This window comes from Marinicrinis lubricantis (genome assembly GCF_042658665.1).
GTDB classification, from domain to species: Bacteria; Bacillota; Bacilli; order Paenibacillales; family KCTC-33676; genus Marinicrinis; species Marinicrinis lubricantis.
In genome coordinates, this window is sequence record NZ_JBHSQV010000137.1 from 1 (window position 1) to 18,385 (window position 18,385).

General features: G+C 48.9%; 12 protein-coding genes. All 12 read left to right on the forward strand.

Translation table 11 applies throughout. The annotated features are described in order from the left end of the window. Window positions 1-130 precede the first annotated feature (130 nt). The 12 genes from ACFPXP_RS10430 (at window position 131) to ACFPXP_RS10485 (ending at window position 18,313) form a co-directional block, all read left to right on the forward strand. A complete protein-coding gene (locus ACFPXP_RS10430) occupies window positions 131-1,216 on the forward strand; it encodes a spore coat protein (protein WP_379894147.1) in 1,086 nt (361 codons plus the stop codon). A 380-nt stretch (window positions 1,217-1,596) separates the two neighbouring features. Further along, on the forward strand, window positions 1,597-2,292 hold the full coding sequence (locus tag ACFPXP_RS10435; RefSeq protein ID WP_379894148.1) for a heptaprenylglyceryl phosphate synthase: 696 nt from the start codon (window positions 1,597-1,599) through the stop codon (window positions 2,290-2,292). Between the two features lie 102 nt (window positions 2,293-2,394). Next, window positions 2,395-4,707: a DNA helicase PcrA gene (pcrA, locus tag ACFPXP_RS10440; protein WP_379894157.1), complete on the forward strand. Its 2,313-nt coding sequence runs from the start codon at window positions 2,395-2,397 to the stop codon at window positions 4,705-4,707. A gap of 101 nt (window positions 4,708-4,808) precedes the next feature. After that, window positions 4,809-6,824, forward strand: a complete 2,016-nt coding sequence (gene ligA, locus ACFPXP_RS10445) for an NAD-dependent DNA ligase LigA (protein WP_379894149.1) — start codon at window positions 4,809-4,811, stop codon at window positions 6,822-6,824. Window positions 6,825-7,222: 398 nt separating this feature from the next. Then, complete coding sequence (locus ACFPXP_RS10450) at window positions 7,223-7,312, forward strand: hypothetical protein (protein ID WP_379894158.1); 90 nt, start codon at window positions 7,223-7,225, stop codon at window positions 7,310-7,312. 77 nt (window positions 7,313-7,389) lie between these two features. Next, window positions 7,390-7,815: a LamG domain-containing protein gene (locus ACFPXP_RS10455; protein ID WP_379894150.1), complete on the forward strand. Its 426-nt coding sequence runs from the start codon at window positions 7,390-7,392 to the stop codon at window positions 7,813-7,815. Between the two features lie 282 nt (window positions 7,816-8,097). Next, window positions 8,098-11,205, forward strand: coding sequence for a carbohydrate binding domain-containing protein (locus ACFPXP_RS10460; RefSeq protein WP_379894151.1), 3,108 nt, complete (start codon window positions 8,098-8,100; stop codon window positions 11,203-11,205). A gap of 167 nt (window positions 11,206-11,372) precedes the next feature. After that, window positions 11,373-12,443, forward strand: a complete 1,071-nt coding sequence (locus ACFPXP_RS10465; RefSeq protein WP_379894152.1) for a TAXI family TRAP transporter solute-binding subunit — start codon at window positions 11,373-11,375, stop codon at window positions 12,441-12,443. Between the two features lies 1 nt (window position 12,444). Next, entirely contained in the window at window positions 12,445-12,972 is a 528-nt protein-coding gene (locus ACFPXP_RS10470; protein ID WP_379894153.1) for a DUF1850 domain-containing protein, read from the forward strand. A 30-nt stretch (window positions 12,973-13,002) separates the two neighbouring features. After that, on the forward strand, window positions 13,003-15,189 hold the full coding sequence (locus tag ACFPXP_RS10475) for a TRAP transporter permease (RefSeq protein ID WP_379894154.1): 2,187 nt from the start codon (window positions 13,003-13,005) through the stop codon (window positions 15,187-15,189). A 600-nt stretch (window positions 15,190-15,789) separates the two neighbouring features. Further along, on the forward strand, window positions 15,790-17,268 hold the full coding sequence (locus tag ACFPXP_RS10480; RefSeq protein WP_379894155.1) for an ABC transporter substrate-binding protein: 1,479 nt from the start codon (window positions 15,790-15,792) through the stop codon (window positions 17,266-17,268). A 238-nt stretch (window positions 17,269-17,506) separates the two neighbouring features. Continuing rightward, window positions 17,507-18,313 (forward strand): ABC transporter substrate-binding protein, encoded by an 807-nt coding sequence (locus tag ACFPXP_RS10485; RefSeq protein ID WP_379894156.1) that lies wholly within the window; start codon window positions 17,507-17,509, stop codon window positions 18,311-18,313. The last annotated feature ends 72 nt before the right edge of the window (window positions 18,314-18,385 follow it).

The following is an 18,385-nucleotide window of genomic DNA, read 5'->3' on the forward strand; positions in this document are numbered from 1 at the left end:
AAAAGTCCAGTCCCAATATTCATTTTTCAAAGAACAACAAGCTGGAAATTTTAAAGGCTCGCTCCAGTCCCCTAAGGGACTGGAAATCATTTAGAAGTTGGCTACAAAACATATGATACGAGGGGGTCATATGATGTACATGAACTTCGATTCGTTGAATGTACCCGGACAATTCACAGTACCTATGTTTCATTTTTCAGATCGGGATTTCGCCTTTGTGATCATGTCAGAATTAAAAAGAATGGCCAGTGAATATACGACGGCATGCTTAGAGTCCAGTCGTGAGGATATTCGCCGGATGTTTGAGATGAAGCTGCAAAATACGTTGAGCAAACAGGCCTATCTGCACCAAATGATGAGCCAGTTTCAATTTTCCGATACTCCCGCGAGCGTCTCCAGACAGCAGGTGTTGAATGAGGTGCAGCAGCAAAGCGATGCCGGATTTAAATTGCAAAGCTACATGCATGACCGCCTGCATGCCGGACCGGCGTACGCTCAGGAGCAGGGGTATATTGGGCAGCAGCAGCCGATGATCGGAAATATGCAGATTGCACAGACTTCCTTCACGGGCTTCGGCCAGATGCAGAGCGTGCCGCAGGAATACAATTCGTCGAATCTGTATGGAACGCCGTCCATGTCATACAGCGGCTATTCTATGCCCCAGGAGAACAGGCCGGATGCTTCTTATTCTCCAATCACTCAAGAGGAGAGAAGCGGCGGAGCACAGACTTCACAGACTGCGAATCTTTATACAAGCGCCCAAGGAGTCTCTGAGCAGAGCCGGGCAGGAGCTTCTGTTCAAAGCAGATCTGCTAGCGCTGGGACAAAAACAGAACAGGGGGAATATACGATGCAAAACAATCGTCAGGCTGGAAAGCAGGCAGGGACGGATCCGAATTTGAACTTAAACCCGAATGCCAGTCAGGATCAAACGCAAGCCCGTACTTCCGGTTATGCTGTAAATTCATCGGCAAATGAGACAACAGCGAGAAACCAAAATCAGGAGCAGCAACTTGCTGGGAGCCAGCAGGCATTGAATAATACTTATCGTTCCGGTCCTGCGGATTCCGCTGCGGATACAGCTTCACAAAATGGGACTGCTTTAAGCCAATCGGCAGGGGCAAGCGATGCGGATTATCACGTAGGGACCAATGCACAGATGAATGCGGGTGCCACGAGCGAAACCGATGATCCGATGGATAAATATTTTTCATAATCGGCAGCTGATTAGGCTTTGACCGATGCACATTCTGACCATTCGGTAGATGAACCGGATGGTCTTTTTTCATGTGAAAGCATGTGTAAGTACACGTACTCGAGTGATGAAAACAACATGTCTCAATAAATACCAGTGCTGAAGACGCGATCGAACTTCACTGAGAATCACGGGTAGGAGTTTTTTTAGTTGCTCGGAATAGCCGAATTCTCTTAATCCAAACAGGGAGGATACTGGCTAAAGAAGGGAGCGGACGGCGCATTGACAGGGGGGGATGACTATCATAGACTGAATTTAGAATACAGGAGCTTAAGGATGCTCCTTGTTTGTTATGTTCAGAATTTTACACAGCTTTTAGCAAGTCAGATGGAGGACGCGGGATGATCCGAAACGAAATGAACCAGTGGAAGCATTTATTCAAGCTGGATCCGGAAAAGCCGATCAGCGACGAAGCATTAGAAGCGATCTGTATGTCAGGTACGGATGCGGTGATGATTGGCGGTTCGACAGGGATTACGTTTGAGAATACGGTCGACTTACTATCGAGGGTACGGCGTTATACGGTCCCATGTGTCCAAGAGATTTCGGACATGGAGTCGATTGTGCCGGGTTTTGACTTATATTTTATTCCAGTCGTCATGAACAGCACGGACAGCAAATGGATAACCGGTCTGCATCAGCAGGCGGTCAAGCAGTATGGACATCGAATCCCTTGGGACCAAATCGTGACAGAAGGGTACTGCATCCTCAATCCGGATTGCACGGCTGCCCGGATCACGGACTCCCATACAGCGCTTGACGAGAAGGATGTAGCCGCGTATGCTAAATTAGGGGAACAAATGTTCCATTTGCCAGTCATTTATTTGGAATACAGCGGAATGTTTGGAGACATGGACAAAGTTCGCTCTGCGGCTTGGTCGCTGGAATCCGCGCGATTGTTTTACGGCGGGGGAATTAGCAATCTGGAGCAGGCACAGCAGGCACTGGAATATGCGGACACGATTGTTGTCGGCAATGTCATTTACACGAATTTGCCATCTGCCTTGGAGACGGTAAGAGCAGTGCAGAGAGTCTAATCAAGTTAGAATGGACGGAAAAGGGATGAACAGAAATTCATATTCATTGCACGTTCATAACGTCATCCCGACCGATAATTCATAAAGAAAGGTTCGAATATGATGTTTAATGCTAGTACCGATATTATGAAATCGATCCAATCGTTAAATCCGCAGCAAAGGCAGGCGGTAGAGGCGACAGACGGCCCTCTGCTGGTCATGGCCGGAGCGGGGAGCGGTAAGACGCGGGTGCTGACACACCGTATTGCTTATTTGATCGCCTCGCGCAAAGCGGCACCTTGGAGTATTTTGGCGATTACATTTACGAATAAAGCGGCTCGCGAAATGCAGGAACGTGTCTCTAGGCTGGTCGGCCCTTCCGGCGGGGATATTTGGGTGTCGACGTTCCATTCGATGTGTGTGCGTATTTTGAGAAGAGATATCGAGCGGATCGGTTATACGTCCAATTTTACAATACTGGATTCAGGTGACCAGCTGACGGTGATTAAGAGCTGCCTGAAAGAACTGAATATCGATACGAAGAAGTTTGAGCCCCGTGGTGTGCTCGCTGCGATCAGCAGCGCCAAGAACGAGCTGATTACACCGGAACGGTACGAGCAGCGCGTCGGTGATTACTTTCAGACGATCGTGGCTCAAGTATACAGCTTGTATCAGAAAAAATTAAAAAGCAACAACTCCCTCGACTTCGACGACTTGATTATGAAGACGATCGAGCTGTTTCAAGCCGAGCCGGAGGTATTGAAATTTTATCAAAATAAATTTTTATATATTCATGTCGATGAGTATCAAGATACGAACCGCGCTCAGTATTTGCTGACGCAGATGATTGCCGATCTCCGTCAAAACATCTGTGTCGTAGGCGACAGCGACCAGTCGATCTATAAATGGCGCGGCGCAGATATCGGCAATATCCTGAACTTCGAGCAGGATTATCCTAACGCGAAGGTGATTTTGTTAGAGCAAAATTACCGCTCCACCTCTACGATTCTCGACGCGGCGAACGCCGTCATTGCCAACAATGCGGGAAGAAAAGCGAAAAACCTTTGGACCGACAAAGGCGAGGGCGGAAAGATCAAGATCTACGCCGCTGGCTCGGAGCATGACGAGGGCTATTTCATCGTAGGAGAGATTCAGAAGAATATCAAAAACGGACGGAAATACCGCGATCATGCGATATTGTACCGCACGAACGCCCAGTCGCGTGTCATCGAGGAAGTGCTGATTAAGTCGGAAATTCCTTATCAAATTGTGGGCGGTACGAGGTTCTACGATCGGATGGAGATCAAGGACATTCTCGCCTATTTGAGATTGATCTCCAACCCGAATGACGATATCAGTCTGCAGCGCATCATTAACGTGCCGAAGCGCGGCATCGGTGCGGCGACGATGGATAAGCTGGCGGCACTAGCCGCAGCGCAGGGAACCTCCATCTTCTCTATTCTCGGACAGCTGACCTTTACCGATATCAGCGGCCGGACGGTGACCAAGCTGGAGGAATTCAAGAAAATGATTGATGATCTCAGCAGGATGGTTGAATATTTATCCGTGACGGAGCTGACGGAAAAGATGCTGGAGCTGACCGAGTACCGGGCGTCGTATATGAATGAGAATACGCTTGAAGCGAAGGCAAGGCTCGAGAACATTGATGAATTCCTGTCTGTGACGATGGATTTCGAACAGCGCAATGAGGATAAGTCGCTGGTTGCCTTCTTAACCGATCTCGCCTTGATCGCAGACATTGACACAATGAATAACGCAGACGACGGTCAGCCGCAGGACGGTGTAACGCTGATGACACTGCACAGTGCGAAGGGCTTGGAATTCCCTGTCGTCTTCATTCCCGGCTGGGAGGAAAGCATCTTCCCTCATATGCGCGCACTCAGCGATGACGAGGAGCTGGAGGAAGAACGGCGCTTGGCCTACGTGGGTATCACCCGTGCGGAGGAGCAGCTGATGCTGTCGTTCGCAAGGATGAGAACGCTGTTTGGCCGAACGGCTTCGAACGCGCCATCCCGGTTTTTAAACGAGATTCCGGACTCGTTGAAGGAAGTGGATGCCGCTTACGCAGGTGACGACAGCTACAGCGGCCGGGGATTTGGCTACAGAGGCAGCGGCGCAGCCGGCGGCGCGACTGCCGGCTTCGGGCGGAGGGCGTCAGGTTTTGGCGGCGCATCTGCTGCTAGCAGCAAACCATCGGTGACGGTAACGCCGGCGATTCCGAGCAGCGGCGCCGGCGGAGGCAGCACGGACGGATATCAGACTGGCGACAAGGTCGGTCATAATAAATGGGGGACCGGTGTCGTGGTGGCCGTGAAAGGCAGCGGGGAAGATATGGAGCTGCAGATCGCGTTCCCTGCTCCGGTAGGAGTCAAACGGCTGCTGGCCAAGTTTGCGCCGATTACGAAGCTTTCATAAGGGCCATCGCAAGATGCTTTGATCTGCCTGGAGCAAGGCTGGGAAACCAGGGTTGAGCAGGTTTAATTCATTATAAGTTGGGATGAAGGGACGGGTTCCTTTTGACGGATGCATTAGAAGCGATGAAGAAGCTGGTGGAGGAGATCCACCTGCACAATTATTACTACTATACGCTGGATCAGCCTACGCTTACGGATCAAGCGTATGACAAGCTGTACGATCAGCTCGTTCAGATGGAGAAGGAGACGGGCATTGTGCTTCCCGATTCTCCAACTCGCCGCATCGGCGGTGAACTGCTGAAGGGCTTCGACGAGCATACGCATTTGGCGAGGCTCTGGAGCTTGGACAAGGCTCAAAATCATGAAGCGTTGGACGCGTGGTATGCCCGTGTGCAGCGGCTCATTCAAGATTATAACAGCAAGCATCCGGACGAGCCGCTGCCGGACCCGAGCTTTGCGGTCGAACTTAAATTTGACGGATTGACGCTCAACTTGACTTATCGGAACGGGGAATTGGTTCAAGCCGCTACGCGAGGCAACGGTGTCGTCGGGGAGGGCATCTTGGCCCAAGTACGTACGATTCGAACGGTTCCTCTGACGATTCCTTACAAGGATGGCACAGTAGAAGTGCAGGGGGAAGGGATGATGTTCCTTTCCGTATTGGAGGAATACAATCGGACGGCGGTAGAGCCGCTGAAGAATGCACGGAATGCGGCAGCAGGCGCGCTGCGCAACTTGAATCCGCAGGTGACCGCATCGCGTAAGCTGGACGCTTTCTTCTACAATGTCGGTTACTCCAATCAGATTCGCTTTTCGAACCATCAAGAGATGGTGCAGTTTTTGAAGGATAATCGGTTTAAAGTCAATCCGCATATCCGATTTATGGATACCATCGATGAGGTAAAAGCGGAAGTGGCCAAGATTGAGGCGATGCGCCATGAGCTTGACTATTTAATAGACGGAGCGGTTATAAAGCTGACCGATATGCGTACGCGTGAAGTACTCGGCTATACAGAGAAGTTTCCGCGCTGGGCGATTGCGTACAAATTCGAAGCCGAGGAAGCGACGACGATCTTAAAGGACGTTACATGGGAAGTCGGCCGGACAGGTAAAATTACGCCGGTCGCCACCGTAGAGGCGGTTGATATCGGAGGCGTAACGGTTCAAAAATGTACACTCAACAATGCCGGTGACATTGAACGGAAAAATTTGAGCCGTGCGTTAGGCAGTCTCGTATACATTCGCCGTTCTAACGATGTCATCCCGGAAATCCTTGGCAAAGTGACCGAAGAAGAGGACGGCGAGGCGATCGTGATTCCCGAGCAGTGCCCTTCCTGCGGATCACAGCTGGTGGAGAAAGGCGCTCACTTATTCTGTGAGAACAAGCTCGATTGCAAGCCGCAGCTGATCGGCCGCTTGTCTCACTTTGCTTCGAGGGACGCGATGGATATCGAGACGTTCAGTGTCAAAACCGCTCAGCAGCTGCATAAGGAGCTGGGAGTCCGTGATCCTGCCGATTTGTATGATCTCACGCTTGCGCAGCTGGTCGGTCTCGAGCGTTTTGGCGAGAAGAAGGCGCAAAATCTGCTCGATGCACTCGAGAAGAGCAAGCAGAAGGACTTGGCGTCGTTCCTGTTTGCGCTGGGCATCCCAAATACGGGCAAGACCACAACGAAAGTGCTGGCGGATCATTTCGGTTCGCTCGAAGCCGTCATGGAGGCGTCACAGGAAGAATTAGTGGCCATTCATGATATTGGGGATATCGTGGCGGATAGCATTGTACAGTTCTTCCGCGATCCTGTCATTTTGGAGAGTATTACCCGAATGAAGGCTGCAGGTGTGGAAGCGAAGCCTGTGGAGAAGAAGGACTTGTCTCAAGTACAATCGGTATTCAGTGGGAAGACAGTAGTGCTGACAGGCACGATGGAGAAGCTGACTCGAGATGAAGCGAAGGAGCGTCTTGAAGCGGTGGGTGCCAAGGTAACCGGCAGTGTATCCAAGAAGACGGATTACGTCATTGCTGGGGAGAAAGCGGGCAGCAAGCTGGATAAAGCGAAGGAACTCGGTATTCCGGTTATTGAGGATGAGGAACAATTTTTGCGGATGCTGGGTGAGTAACATTAAGTGGTATTCAACAAAAATGATGACCAATTAATTAAGTCCTAAATGTTATAAATTACAGCACTTCCTGCTGCGGATTGTTTTGCAGTGTGGGAGTGTTTTTTTTGTAATGAGAGGGAGATGAAGGCAGTCTTGGCGAAGAAAGAAGGAAATATATTGTCAATTGATCTATCCATTGTTAATATTAATGTAACTACAATTGATTAATACTTAAATTAATAGAATGTTTTTTGTAAGCGCTATCTTAGTGAAGAGTTGGTTGCCGCTTGCAAGAAAAAGAAAGGAGGGAATTCCGACTAGGTGTACGGCATGGATCATGATGTTCATCACTTCGTTGTTCTTGAAAAGTTACGCAGGAGACGGTTATTGCTTGGAGTTCATCGCATCCGGATATCATTGATGCCTATGGCAAGGTAAACCGTCCTGCCTTCGGATCCGGCGATGTGGAAGTGAAGCTGACAGCATCACCTTTGGCAGCGGTGTAACGGGTCAGGCCGCCGTCTTTGATGGTGCATCCGGCATCCGCCTTCCAGACGGTCTTATTGCCGGCAATCAGTATACCGTGTCGCTGTGGGTCCATCCGCAGCAGCTGACCCCATTATCGACGACGTTCTTTGGGGCGAGGGACCCGGATAACTGGGTCAGTCTCCTTCCAAGAGGGCATGAGTGGGTGAACCATGACACGATGCTCTGGTCGGGAACGGCATGGTACGATGCGGGGACTGGAATGAAGATGGAAGAAGGCGAATGGACGCATTTAGCCTTCGCTGTTGACCAAGGCAGCGTCACGGTTTATGTGGATGGGGAAGCAAAATATAACGGTTCCGGCTTCCCGAACGTCTTTACGACGGCAAGCGGTACGTTCAGCTTAGGTGTCAATTGGTGGGATCCGGCTTTCGTCGGTAAAATGGATGAACTTCTAATCTTCACCGAAGCGCTCTCTGCCGATCGGGTGTCCGAGTTGGCAGCCGCAGCTCCGAACTCGTAAACAAAAGGATATCGTTTGAATACAGCTGTTTCTTTAGCAGAGTGATCTGCTTGGGGGACAGCTTTTTCCATGTTTCAGACATTTCAGCATAATGAGACAAAAACATCTAAAATAACCCTCTATGGCAGGGGAGCGATAGGAAATATAATGAAACTAATCAACTTATGAACTACATATGCACCAGTTTAAACGCTTGCAGCGATCCAGGAGAAAAGGAGGGGCAGAGAACTGGAAGAGCTGGATTGAACGCTGCCATACCATTCATGGAGGGAGCAATGCACGATGAGCAGGACGGTGAGTACAAGCATCATTTTTCGTTTATCTGTAAGTTTATTATTGGTTTGGGCAGTAACTGCAGCAGTTTTGAAACCTGCCGCTTATGCGGAAGGATCAGGGCCGCAAGAGATCGGAGATCCCATCGTATCCATCGCATTGTATGACAGCAGTTACGGGATAGAGGAGGGGAAGCCGGTCGTCTATACGACGGTGAGCGGCAGTCCGGCCATCTTCAATGTCGTCGACATTCAGTCGAATAAGCTGCTGAGAAGTTTTCCGTTAGAAGGGGCAAGCAGCTCATGGTCGCATTTAACAGCCGCATCCGGAGAAGTTTATATCGCAACGGAAAGAAGCATTTTTCGTTACTCTCCGCAGACCCAGCAAGTAACCAACATAGGGAGCACCGGACAAACTGCCCACTACGGCTTGTCTGAGGATGAGCAAGGAAATATTTATGTCGGAACGTTTCCGGACGGCAAGGTGTTTCAATATCAGCCGGCAACAGGCGAGTTCCGCGACTATGGTACGGTAGTTGAAGGCCAATCCTATGTACGGGGAGGAGCCTATTATGATGGATATTATTATGCGGGTGTCGGCATCGTCGGTCATTTGGTGCGAATTGATGTAGTAACAGGTGAAAAAAAGCTCATCGAGCTGCCTGAAATCGATGGGAGCGCGGAATATGGATCGATCACGACGGTAACGCCGTTCGGTTCGAAGCTGTACGTTTGGGGCAGTCATGAGGCTTCGGGCAAAAGTCCCGTACATGTGTATGATCCCGCTGCAGAGCAATGGGAGGATATTTATTTTGAAAACCATCGGGGGCTAATCCCCTTTATGGATGAGGAAAACAACAAGCTGTACATTTTGCAGGACGGCAAGTTGATTGAAATCGATGGTGAAACCTTGGAGACGCGAGATACAGGGGTAGCCTATTCGACGTATCTGCGCGGTTCGATGATGGTCGAGCTGCCGAACGATCCCGAGCTGCCGGGCAAATCATTCGTAACGGTGACATTCGGCGGAGGACTTGTTTTTATGAACTTGGAGACACAGGTGACAAAGTCGGTTCAAATGCCGGTTGCAGGCAACCCTGTTCCGATTCAAACGATTGATGCGGGTCCGAATGGGGAAATATTCGCCAGCGGCTATCCTGGCGGGATCGCAGGCATGTATGATCCTTCTAAGGATGAGTTGGTCCGCTTCTCGATGGGACAAGCGGAAGGAATGGTTGCGGTGAACGGCCGCATGTACTTTGGCGTTTATCCCGGGGCAAGTATCCGGGAGCTGGATTTATCGACATCTCCATTAAGTGCGGAGGAATTATTTACGATTGAGGGACAGGATCGGCCCTTTGTGATGCGTTCGGATGGTGAGAAGCTGTATATTGGAACGATTGCCGATTACGGCAAGCTCAATGGAGCCTTGACGATTTACGATTTGGAAACAGGAGAGACGGAAGTATATGACAACATCGTAGAAAATCAGAGTGTCGTCGGTATTGCATTGAAGGATGGCAAGCTGTATGGTTCCACGACCGTGCACGGCGGTCTTGGCATTGATCCGGTGACGGATGAAGCGAAGCTGTTCGTATTTGATTTGGCAACGAAACAAAAAGTAACCGAGTTCACGATGGACATTGCAGGACGCACGATTCAGCCGAGAAATATAAGCGGATTAACCATTGGGCCAGATGGTTTGCTGTGGGGCGGATTCGAAGGAACGATCTTCGCCATCGATACGGAAACGCTCGAGGTCGTCAAATCCAAGGAGCTGTACCCGGGAACGGGGAACCACCGCTGGCGGCCGGCTTACATTCGGGTCAGTGACGATGGCATGCTGTATACGACGATCGGTAATTACATTAGCGTGGTGGATCCGGAGACACTTGAATATCGGATGCTGGATGAAGGCTCCATGATGGATATCGGGAATGACGGGATGATCTATTACGCAAAAGGAACGAAGCTGATGAAGGTGGCACCGGACTACGTGCGTCCGAACGAGCCGGATCCGGAGGAGCCGAATCAAGGGCGGCCGAATAATTTGCTGGACAATCCAGGCTTCGAAGAGCCTGTGACGGAGAGTCAAATTCCCGGCTGGTCTTGGGGTTACACCTCGATCGATCCGGCACCGAACTATTTTGAAGTAACGAGTGACAGAGCTTATGAAGGAAGCCATAGTCTAAGGCTTGTTGACGTGGAAACGACGAAGTCCAACCTGGTGCAGTCCATTCCAATTGCGGTTAACCCCGGTGAGCAGTACACGGCGGCAGCGCAAGTCTATTTGGAGACGGGACGATTGCAATTTTTGGTCCAATTCTACGATGAATCCGGAAACTATTTATCTGCACAGACTGCATCACAGCAGGTAACATCCGGCCACGGCACATGGCAGGAGGTAGTAATGCCGCTGACGATTCCAGAGGGAGCAGCTACCGCAAGGGTTGGATTATATTGTTCTACTCTTTGGGTGACGAGCGCATTGTTCGATCAGGTCTACTTTGGTCAGCCGGAAGCTGCGGGTGCCGGCACTTTTCACTTGGAGGGGCCTTCAGCTGTGAAGGAAAATGACCAGTTTACCGTAACGATCGGAGTGAGTGGTGCAAACGACCTTTTTGCACTGGATGCCAAGCTGGACTATGATGAACAATTCGTGCAATACATCAGCCATAGCCTTGGATCAGGGTTTGAAGATGGCTTTCTGCAGGTGAACGATTCTGCTTCGGAGCTTGCGATCGTAGCAACGATGCTGGGGCAGGAAGGCGGCGTTAGCGCCGAATATGTGGAAGCTGTCAAGCTGGTATTCCAGATGCTGCAATCCAGCGGTTCCACCGATTTCACACTGAAAACAGGATCTGCGTTGGCCTCATCGAATGCAGATGAGACCAAACAGCTGCAAATCCTGGAGTCGGATATACCGTTCTCCATAGATGTTATACAAGATCCTGAGGACGTGAATGGAGACGGTGTAGTCAATCTGGTTGATCTTGTCCTGGTAGCGAAGCATTTACAAGCCCCGGTGACAGAGGAGACTGCTCGTTTAGACATCAATCGAGATAGCGTTATCGATATTGCGGACGTGAGTCTTGTGGCTTATCGAATTATGAATTAAGAGAAAAGCATATATCTGATTAGGAGAGGCAGTGGCTGCCTCTCTTTTTTGTTTTGCAGCAGCGTAGAGGTCGTCCAACGGCAAAAATATGTCATTTTATCTCCCATACTTGACTACATATAGAACAAAGCAAAGTGCTTTAAATTTTTTCAAGGGGGAGAGAACCGATGCGAAAATGGCTCATGGTAACCTTATCGTTGGTCATCGTCCTGACACTGGCCGCCTGCGGTGGAAACAACGATGGAAATAACGGTGGAGGCGGTGATTCGAACAATGGAGCAGGCAGCAATAATGGTCAGAATACGGAGGGCGGCAGCAATACGGAGAATGAGGGCGGCGGTGAACAGGCGGAATCCGAGCGTCTCCGCATCACGATTGGAACAGGTGGAACGAGCGGAACTTACCATCCTCTAGGAGTGGCGGCAGCCCAAATCTTCAGCAACAAAGGTGACAACATCACCGCCAATGCGGTCAGCACCGATGCTTCTGTGGCGAACATTAATGGGATAGCGGACGGTACATATCAGATTGCGTTTGTTCAGAACGATATTACGTATTACGCGGCGAATGGAACGGAAATGTTCGACGGTGCGCCGGTGGAAAAGGTGGCCGGCTTCGGGGTGCTCTATCCGGAAGTTATTCAAATCATTACGACGGAAGACAGCGGCATTGAGACGCTGGACGATTTGAAGGGCAAACGAGTGGCCGTCGGTCAGGCGGCAAGCGGAGCAGAGCTGAATGCTCGTCAAGTCTTGGAGGCGGCAGGCATTACGTATGACGATATTGAGGAAGCCTACTTGTCTTTTGGAGACGCCTCTCAGCAGCTGAAGGACAACAATTTGGACGCGGCATTCATTACAGCGGGGACGCCCACCGGTGCAGTACAGGATCTAGGCGCCTCCAACGAAGTGAAGCTGATTCCGATTCCAGATGATATTCGGGCAAAGCTGAAGGAAACGTATCCGTTCTATACCGATTTTACAATTCCGAAGGATACGTATGATCTCGCCGAGGACGTGGACACCGTTACGGTCAGTGCCATTCTCGTCATCAGCAAAGACCTCTCCGAGGAGGAAGGCTATCGGCTTGCCCAAGCATTCTATGATAATACAGCGGATTTGGCCGCCGCACATCAGAAGGGTGAGCTTATTACACTGGAAACCGCCATAGAAGGGATGCCGATCGATCTGCACCCGGGAGTTGCGAAATACTTCAAGGAGAAAGGGATTGTAGAGTAGGATGAAGCGGAATTGGCTGGGGGCATTGCTGCAGGGCAATGTCCCTTTTGCCCCCAAATACGGCTTCTTGATCGTTGTTTGTCTGGTGCTCCTGCTGCTGTGGCTGGGACGCCCGGTATCCGCCTTCGTCATTCAGGACGTCACCGAGGGGAGTACGATCTATGCGCATGTCATTGACGACAGTCTATCCATCTCCCACCGCTACATACACTCAGTAGAAAAGTGTCCGATTATTGAAAAGTTCGAGGTTCGCAAAGAAGGGATCGAATTAACTGAAAGCTGGAACTGCTCGTTCGGAGCGGGCATTGCTTATGATGAAGGGTCCGGCAGCGGTTCGATCCAGGATGGTTATTATGTGATTGAGAATATTGGGAAAAAGATGTCCGAGCTGTATGTGAGTCCTGCAAGCTTTAGTGATCATACGATGACGATTGATGATGAAACGATCGCGTTATCCGAAAAATATCCGTACCATACGCTTCAGCTGACTATTCAGGAATTATCGAGACTCGAGCTATGGCTGAAGTGACGAGTGACAAATGGAAAGGGGGAACAAGAAATGGCTGACACGACGACCCCTGCTGAAGCGACGATTCAGCGCAAAATTGACGAGTTGGAAGGATCGGACCGCAATTTGAAAGGTTTTTGGGCGTTGCTGGCTTTGATCTTGGCCGCGGCGATGTCTATTTTTCATTTGTACACGGCTGGATTCGGTATGCTGCCGGAGCAGGGGGTTGTGCATATTACATTCGCTCTAGTACTCGTCTTTGTGATTTATCCTTATCGAAAAGGAACGGGACAGCGCAGCATTCCTTGGTACGATTTGATCATTGCGGCGGCAGCTCTGTTCGTTGGCATATATATGTTTACCCAATTTAAGGACATGGCGCTCAGATCCGGAAATCCGAATGAGATGGATACCCTCGTAGCCTTCCTTATCGTTGGACTTGTCCTGGAAGCGACTCGCAGAGTACTCGGTTTGCCGCTGATGATATTGGCGTTGATCTTTATCATCTACGGGCTGATTGGCTATCGGACTACACCTTGGCTGGATGGTATCATTCCGGAGGCCATTATTCACGCGGGCTATGATCTTACGACATTAGTGACAAAACTCAATACGAATTTAGGCATCTTTGGAACTCCGATTTATGTTTCTTCCACGTATGTATTTATTTTTATATTGTTTGGCGCTTTCTTCGATGTGACGGGAGCGGGACGGATGTTTATTAATACGGCGCTTTCCTTGTTGGGGCCATTTCGAGGGGGTCCAGCCAAAGCGGCAGTCCTTGCCAGCGGAGCCATGGGATCCATCTCGGGAAGCTCGGTAGCGAACGTAGTGACGACAGGCACCTTTACGATTCCACTCATGAAGAAAGTAGGCTTCAAATCCAAGACCGCTGGCGGCATTGAAGTCGCGGCCTCATCCAGTGGACAGCTGATGCCGCCGATTATGGGCGCAGCGGCGTTCATTATGGCGGAAACTACGGGAATTCCTTATTGGGATATTGCGAGGTCAGCACTCATTCCGTCACTCCTTGCATATACGGCGATCCTTGTTATGGTTCATTTAGAGGCGCTTAAGCGAAATATCAGAGGTATTCCAAAGGGAGAGCTCATTCCGGTTAGAGAAGTGCTGCTCAATAAAGGCTTTCTCATATTTCCGATTGGCGGGCTGATCTATTACTTGTCTCAAGGGAATACACCGACGAAGGCGGCATATATGGCCGTCATTATGATCCTATTTATGGCCTTCTTTGCCTCGAGCATGATAAAAAGGGGAAAAACCGGCTATGCCTTGTCGCTAGTCGTTGTCGCTGTCGCTTATTTACTGCACCAATTTGGCTTGTTCGGTTTATTCGGAATCGATCGGATATCGTTTGAGTATACGATTGTGGGATTGATTTGTTTTGCCATCGCCATCATCGGTGTTGCTCTGCGAAATCGAGCGAAGGAAAAAGAACCGCTTCAGTTCGGCTGGCGTGAAACTCTTCAGGCACTGGAGCTCGGGGCGAAGAACGGCATCAGTGTCGCTGTCGCCTGTGCGGCAGCAGGAATTCTGGTCGGCGTGGTGACGATGACTGGACTGGGATCCAATTTATCGGCGCTGATTCTGAAGCTGGCCGGTTCAGACTTCTTCATGGGCATTGATCCATTGTACCCGATTCTCGTGGCCGCTATGATTGCTTCGATGATTCTAGGGATGGGTCTGCCGACGACAGCGACCTATATTGTCTTGGCTGCGGTGATGGCGCCGCCTTTAGTGGGCGTAGGCCTTTCGCTCATGGCCGCCCACTTGTTCGTTTTCTATTACGGCATTTTGGCTGACGATACGCCACCGATCAACCTCCCGGCGTACGCAGCAGCCGGTATTGCGAAATCTGAACCGGTGCAGACGGGCGTTCAAGGCTTCAAGTATGATTCAGGCGCACTGCTGCTGCCGTTTGCGTTTGCTACGAACCCGTATCTACTTCTGATGGTGGAGGATGCCTCGCCATGGCGCACGTTATGGGCGATCATTACGGCCCTCGTTGGCATTATCGCATTTTCCTCATTCATACAGAACTATTTCAAACGAAGATACTTTTGGTACGAAAGATTAGCCGCGCTGTGCTCGGCATTGCTGCTCATCCACTCTCAGGTCATGACTGATATCATTGGAATTGCACTGCTTTGCGGCGTACTTGTGAGCCAGCTTGTGATTCGAGACCGGCGCCCTATGAAAGGGAACGCTATGGATGCCTGAATGATCTATAGACGTTGGAGCCAGCCTCCCAAAGAGGCTGGCTTTTTAAGTATGGGGTCCATGAGTGGATAGTCATAGAGCTATAACGTAGAACAGAAAGTGTTTCCCACACCTACATTTTGCTCATATTTACGAACCCAAGGACGCCGTCAGGTGTTTTCCTTATTGGATAATAAGACTTGAAAACTATGGTGATTACATATATTAAATGTTAAATTTATACGGGCATACGTTCGTAATACACGCCCTTGATTGGCATTGTCGACGAGGAACTGAAGAACGGTCATGGACAATAAGAAGACAAGAGACGAGGTCATGACAAGTATGGAGCATCAGGCGCAGCAAGCATTGGAAGCAGCCAAGCAGAGCGGAGAAGGGTCCATTGGCAATGAAGTCGCAGAATGAGGTGATTAACCGCATCCAGAACAATTTGCTTCACCGATACCAACTTTTTACATGGGAAATCGTCTACCTATTAGAGCGGGCTAACATAATACAAAGAAAAGGGGAGGAGGCCGCTTTAGATTTCCATATCTTTTAATGTTTATTGACGGGAAAAGCAAGAAAAAAATATGTGTAGGAATGGGGAAGGAGTAACAAATGAAATTCAAAGGTTTACTATCGGTAAGTTTAACATTATGCTTGTTGGTTGCTGGCTGCAGTTTCGGAGGGAATAATGAACAGGCATTTGACACAGAAGAGACCACGGCATTGAAGGTGATGTATTACGATGAGCAAAGCTTCTTTAGAGAGTATGGCAATTTATTCAGCATGAAATATCCGAATGTTGAAATCGAAATTATTTCGAATCAGTCGATCTATTCACAGGAAGACAAGGATCCGGAAGAAGCTTATTTGGAGCTGATCGAGCAGGAAAAGCCGGACGTTATCTTCAGCTATAGCGATCAATATAAGAATTTGATACAAGAAGGAATGCTTCAAGAATTGGATCCGTTAGTAGAGCGGGACGAATACTCTCTGGAAAGCTATCACCAAGGCGTTCTGTCTTACATAAAGGATATGGGGGACGGAAGACTGTTCGGACTTTCGCCGAGCTTTTATTCTGATGCTGTTTATTACAACAAGGATTTATTTGATACATACGGTGTAGAATACCCTCAAGATGGAATGACATGGGACGAGCTGTTTCAATTGGCGCAGCGCTTCCCGACAGATGGATCTGATGCTGACCGTATTTATGGTCTGTACCTCGAGCAATTAGAATACGGCGGATTAATGAGCCTTATCATCCAGATTGGATCAACTGAGAATCTATCGTTCCTTGATGTGGATAATCAGAAGGTTACGCTGAATACCCCTTCGTGGAAAGATATGTTCGATAAAGCGCTTCAGGTCTATCGTTCAGGTGCGCTTTATAAAGCTCCTGAGCAGCAGGGAGAAGGAGCAATGGACTACACCTCCTACATACAGTCCAACGCTTTCTTATCCGGAAGGGCGGCTTTAACGATTAACGGTTATTATTATGTAAATCAACTCGAGGAAATGGTACAGTACGGCGGAGAGGAATTAGAAGAATTCGAATGGGATATTGTATCCGCTCCAGTCAATTCTCAGGACCTGCAATCGTCCAGCGGGGTCAGCATTTCGGAAATCTTTTCCGTGAATTCTCAAGCGGAAAATCCAGATGCCGCATGGGAGTTAATTAAATTTATTAATGGAGAAGAAATAGCGAAGGTATTGTCCAGATCATCATATAATTTGCTTACTCGCAGCGGATTTACGGAAGAAGAAAATGGAAAGAATATGAATGCTTTTTATCAAGTGAACCCGTCCAATGTCAGTATGTATGAGGGTTATGAGAATCTCCCGGAAATGTTTTATCCAGAATTCCAATCCATTATGGAAGAAGAAACGCAGGCTATCGTAAATGACGATAAGACGATTGATGAAGGTTTGCTGAGCATGGAGACAAGGAGTCAAGAGGCTTTGCAAAGAGCACTCGATGCCGAGGATAGCAAGAATTCAGGGGTTGCGGGCGAAGCGGCCAATGATCCCTCTGATGGTGCTGCTGATAGCAGCTCTGCCGGCTCAGAGAGCACGGAAGCGGAGACGGAATAAAAATTCAGCATAAAGTTAATATGGTACCGTAATGACCTCTGCTCTTGTAGGACGAAAGTGAGCAGAGGTCTTTTTTGGATGATTTAGATATGTAGCTTCTATTCTATGAAAGTAACATAGTATTCCAATCTTTATATAAACATCATCGTCTGTAAGTTGATTGCTGCTTTTGATATATAACATCATCTGTGTGTATGTAAAACAATTCGATACGAAAGGGAGAGGGAAGGAGAACCATATGAAGTTAAAATGGGCCATGTCTGTATTTCTATCTTTCAGTATAGGGATGACGGGCTGCACCTTTGGAGGGAACGATGCGCAGGTCTTTGACAGCGAGGAAATAATGACGCTGAAAGTGATGTATTATGACGAGCAGAGTTTTTTTAGAGAGTACGGAAATTTATTCAATATGAAATATCCGAATGTGAATATAGAAGTCATTTCGACTCAGCCTGTTTACTCCCATAAGGGCACCGATCCAAAAGAGGCGCTGGTTGAATTGATTGAAACCGAAAAACCTGACGTTATCTATAGCTCTGGCGATTATTTCGAGATGCTTGCGGGTAAAGGAATGCTTAGGGAGCTCGATCCGTTAATTGAGCGTGATGAATACGCTATGGAGACGTATCATCAAGGAGTGTTGGATTATATTAGAGAAACCGGAGACGGAAGAATTTATGGGCTTTCTCCCGGATTTTATGTGGAGGCTGTTTACTATAACACGGATTTGTTCGATACTTATGGAGTGAAATATCCTCATGACGGAATGACATGGGAGGAGCTGTTTCAATTAGCACAGCGTTTTGGGTCAGTCGGGTCAAACGCGGAACAGGTATATGGATTGTATCTGGAGCAGTTCCAATATAATGGCTTCATAAGTTTAGTCACACAAATGGGATGGACGGAAAAGTTATCTATGCTCGATGCGGATGCAAAAAAGGTGACGATAAATACACCGGCTTGGAAGCGTATACATGAATCGGCTTTACAATTGAGCATTTTGCAGAAACCTGAGCCCTTGTTACAGAAGGATTTTCAGAGATAAAAAAGGGACTTCACCCCAATTTGGAGAAGTTTTCAAGTGACCAAACCCAAAAACTCCGAGAGGAAGTGAAGT

Bases quoted from the DNA above. Each gene is read 5' to 3' on its own strand.
- ACFPXP_RS10480 (WP_379894155.1), top strand. From the start codon at position 15,790: ATGAAATTCAAAGGTTTACTATCGGTAAGTTTAACATTATGCTTGTTG.
- ACFPXP_RS10465 (WP_379894152.1), top strand. From the start codon at position 11,373: ATGCGAAAATGGCTCATGGTAACCTTATCGTTGGTCATCGTCCTGACA.
- ACFPXP_RS10430 (WP_379894147.1), top strand. From the start codon at position 131: ATGATGTACATGAACTTCGATTCGTTGAATGTACCCGGACAATTCACA.
- ACFPXP_RS10475 (WP_379894154.1), top strand. From the start codon at position 13,003: ATGGCTGACACGACGACCCCTGCTGAAGCGACGATTCAGCGCAAAATT.
- ACFPXP_RS10485 (WP_379894156.1), top strand. From the start codon at position 17,507: ATGAAGTTAAAATGGGCCATGTCTGTATTTCTATCTTTCAGTATAGGG.
- pcrA (WP_379894157.1), top strand. From the start codon at position 2,395: ATGTTTAATGCTAGTACCGATATTATGAAATCGATCCAATCGTTAAAT.
- ACFPXP_RS10435 (WP_379894148.1), top strand. From the start codon at position 1,597: ATGATCCGAAACGAAATGAACCAGTGGAAGCATTTATTCAAGCTGGAT.
- ACFPXP_RS10460 (WP_379894151.1), top strand. From the start codon at position 8,098: ATGAGCAGGACGGTGAGTACAAGCATCATTTTTCGTTTATCTGTAAGT.
- ACFPXP_RS10470 (WP_379894153.1), top strand. From the start codon at position 12,445: ATGAAGCGGAATTGGCTGGGGGCATTGCTGCAGGGCAATGTCCCTTTT.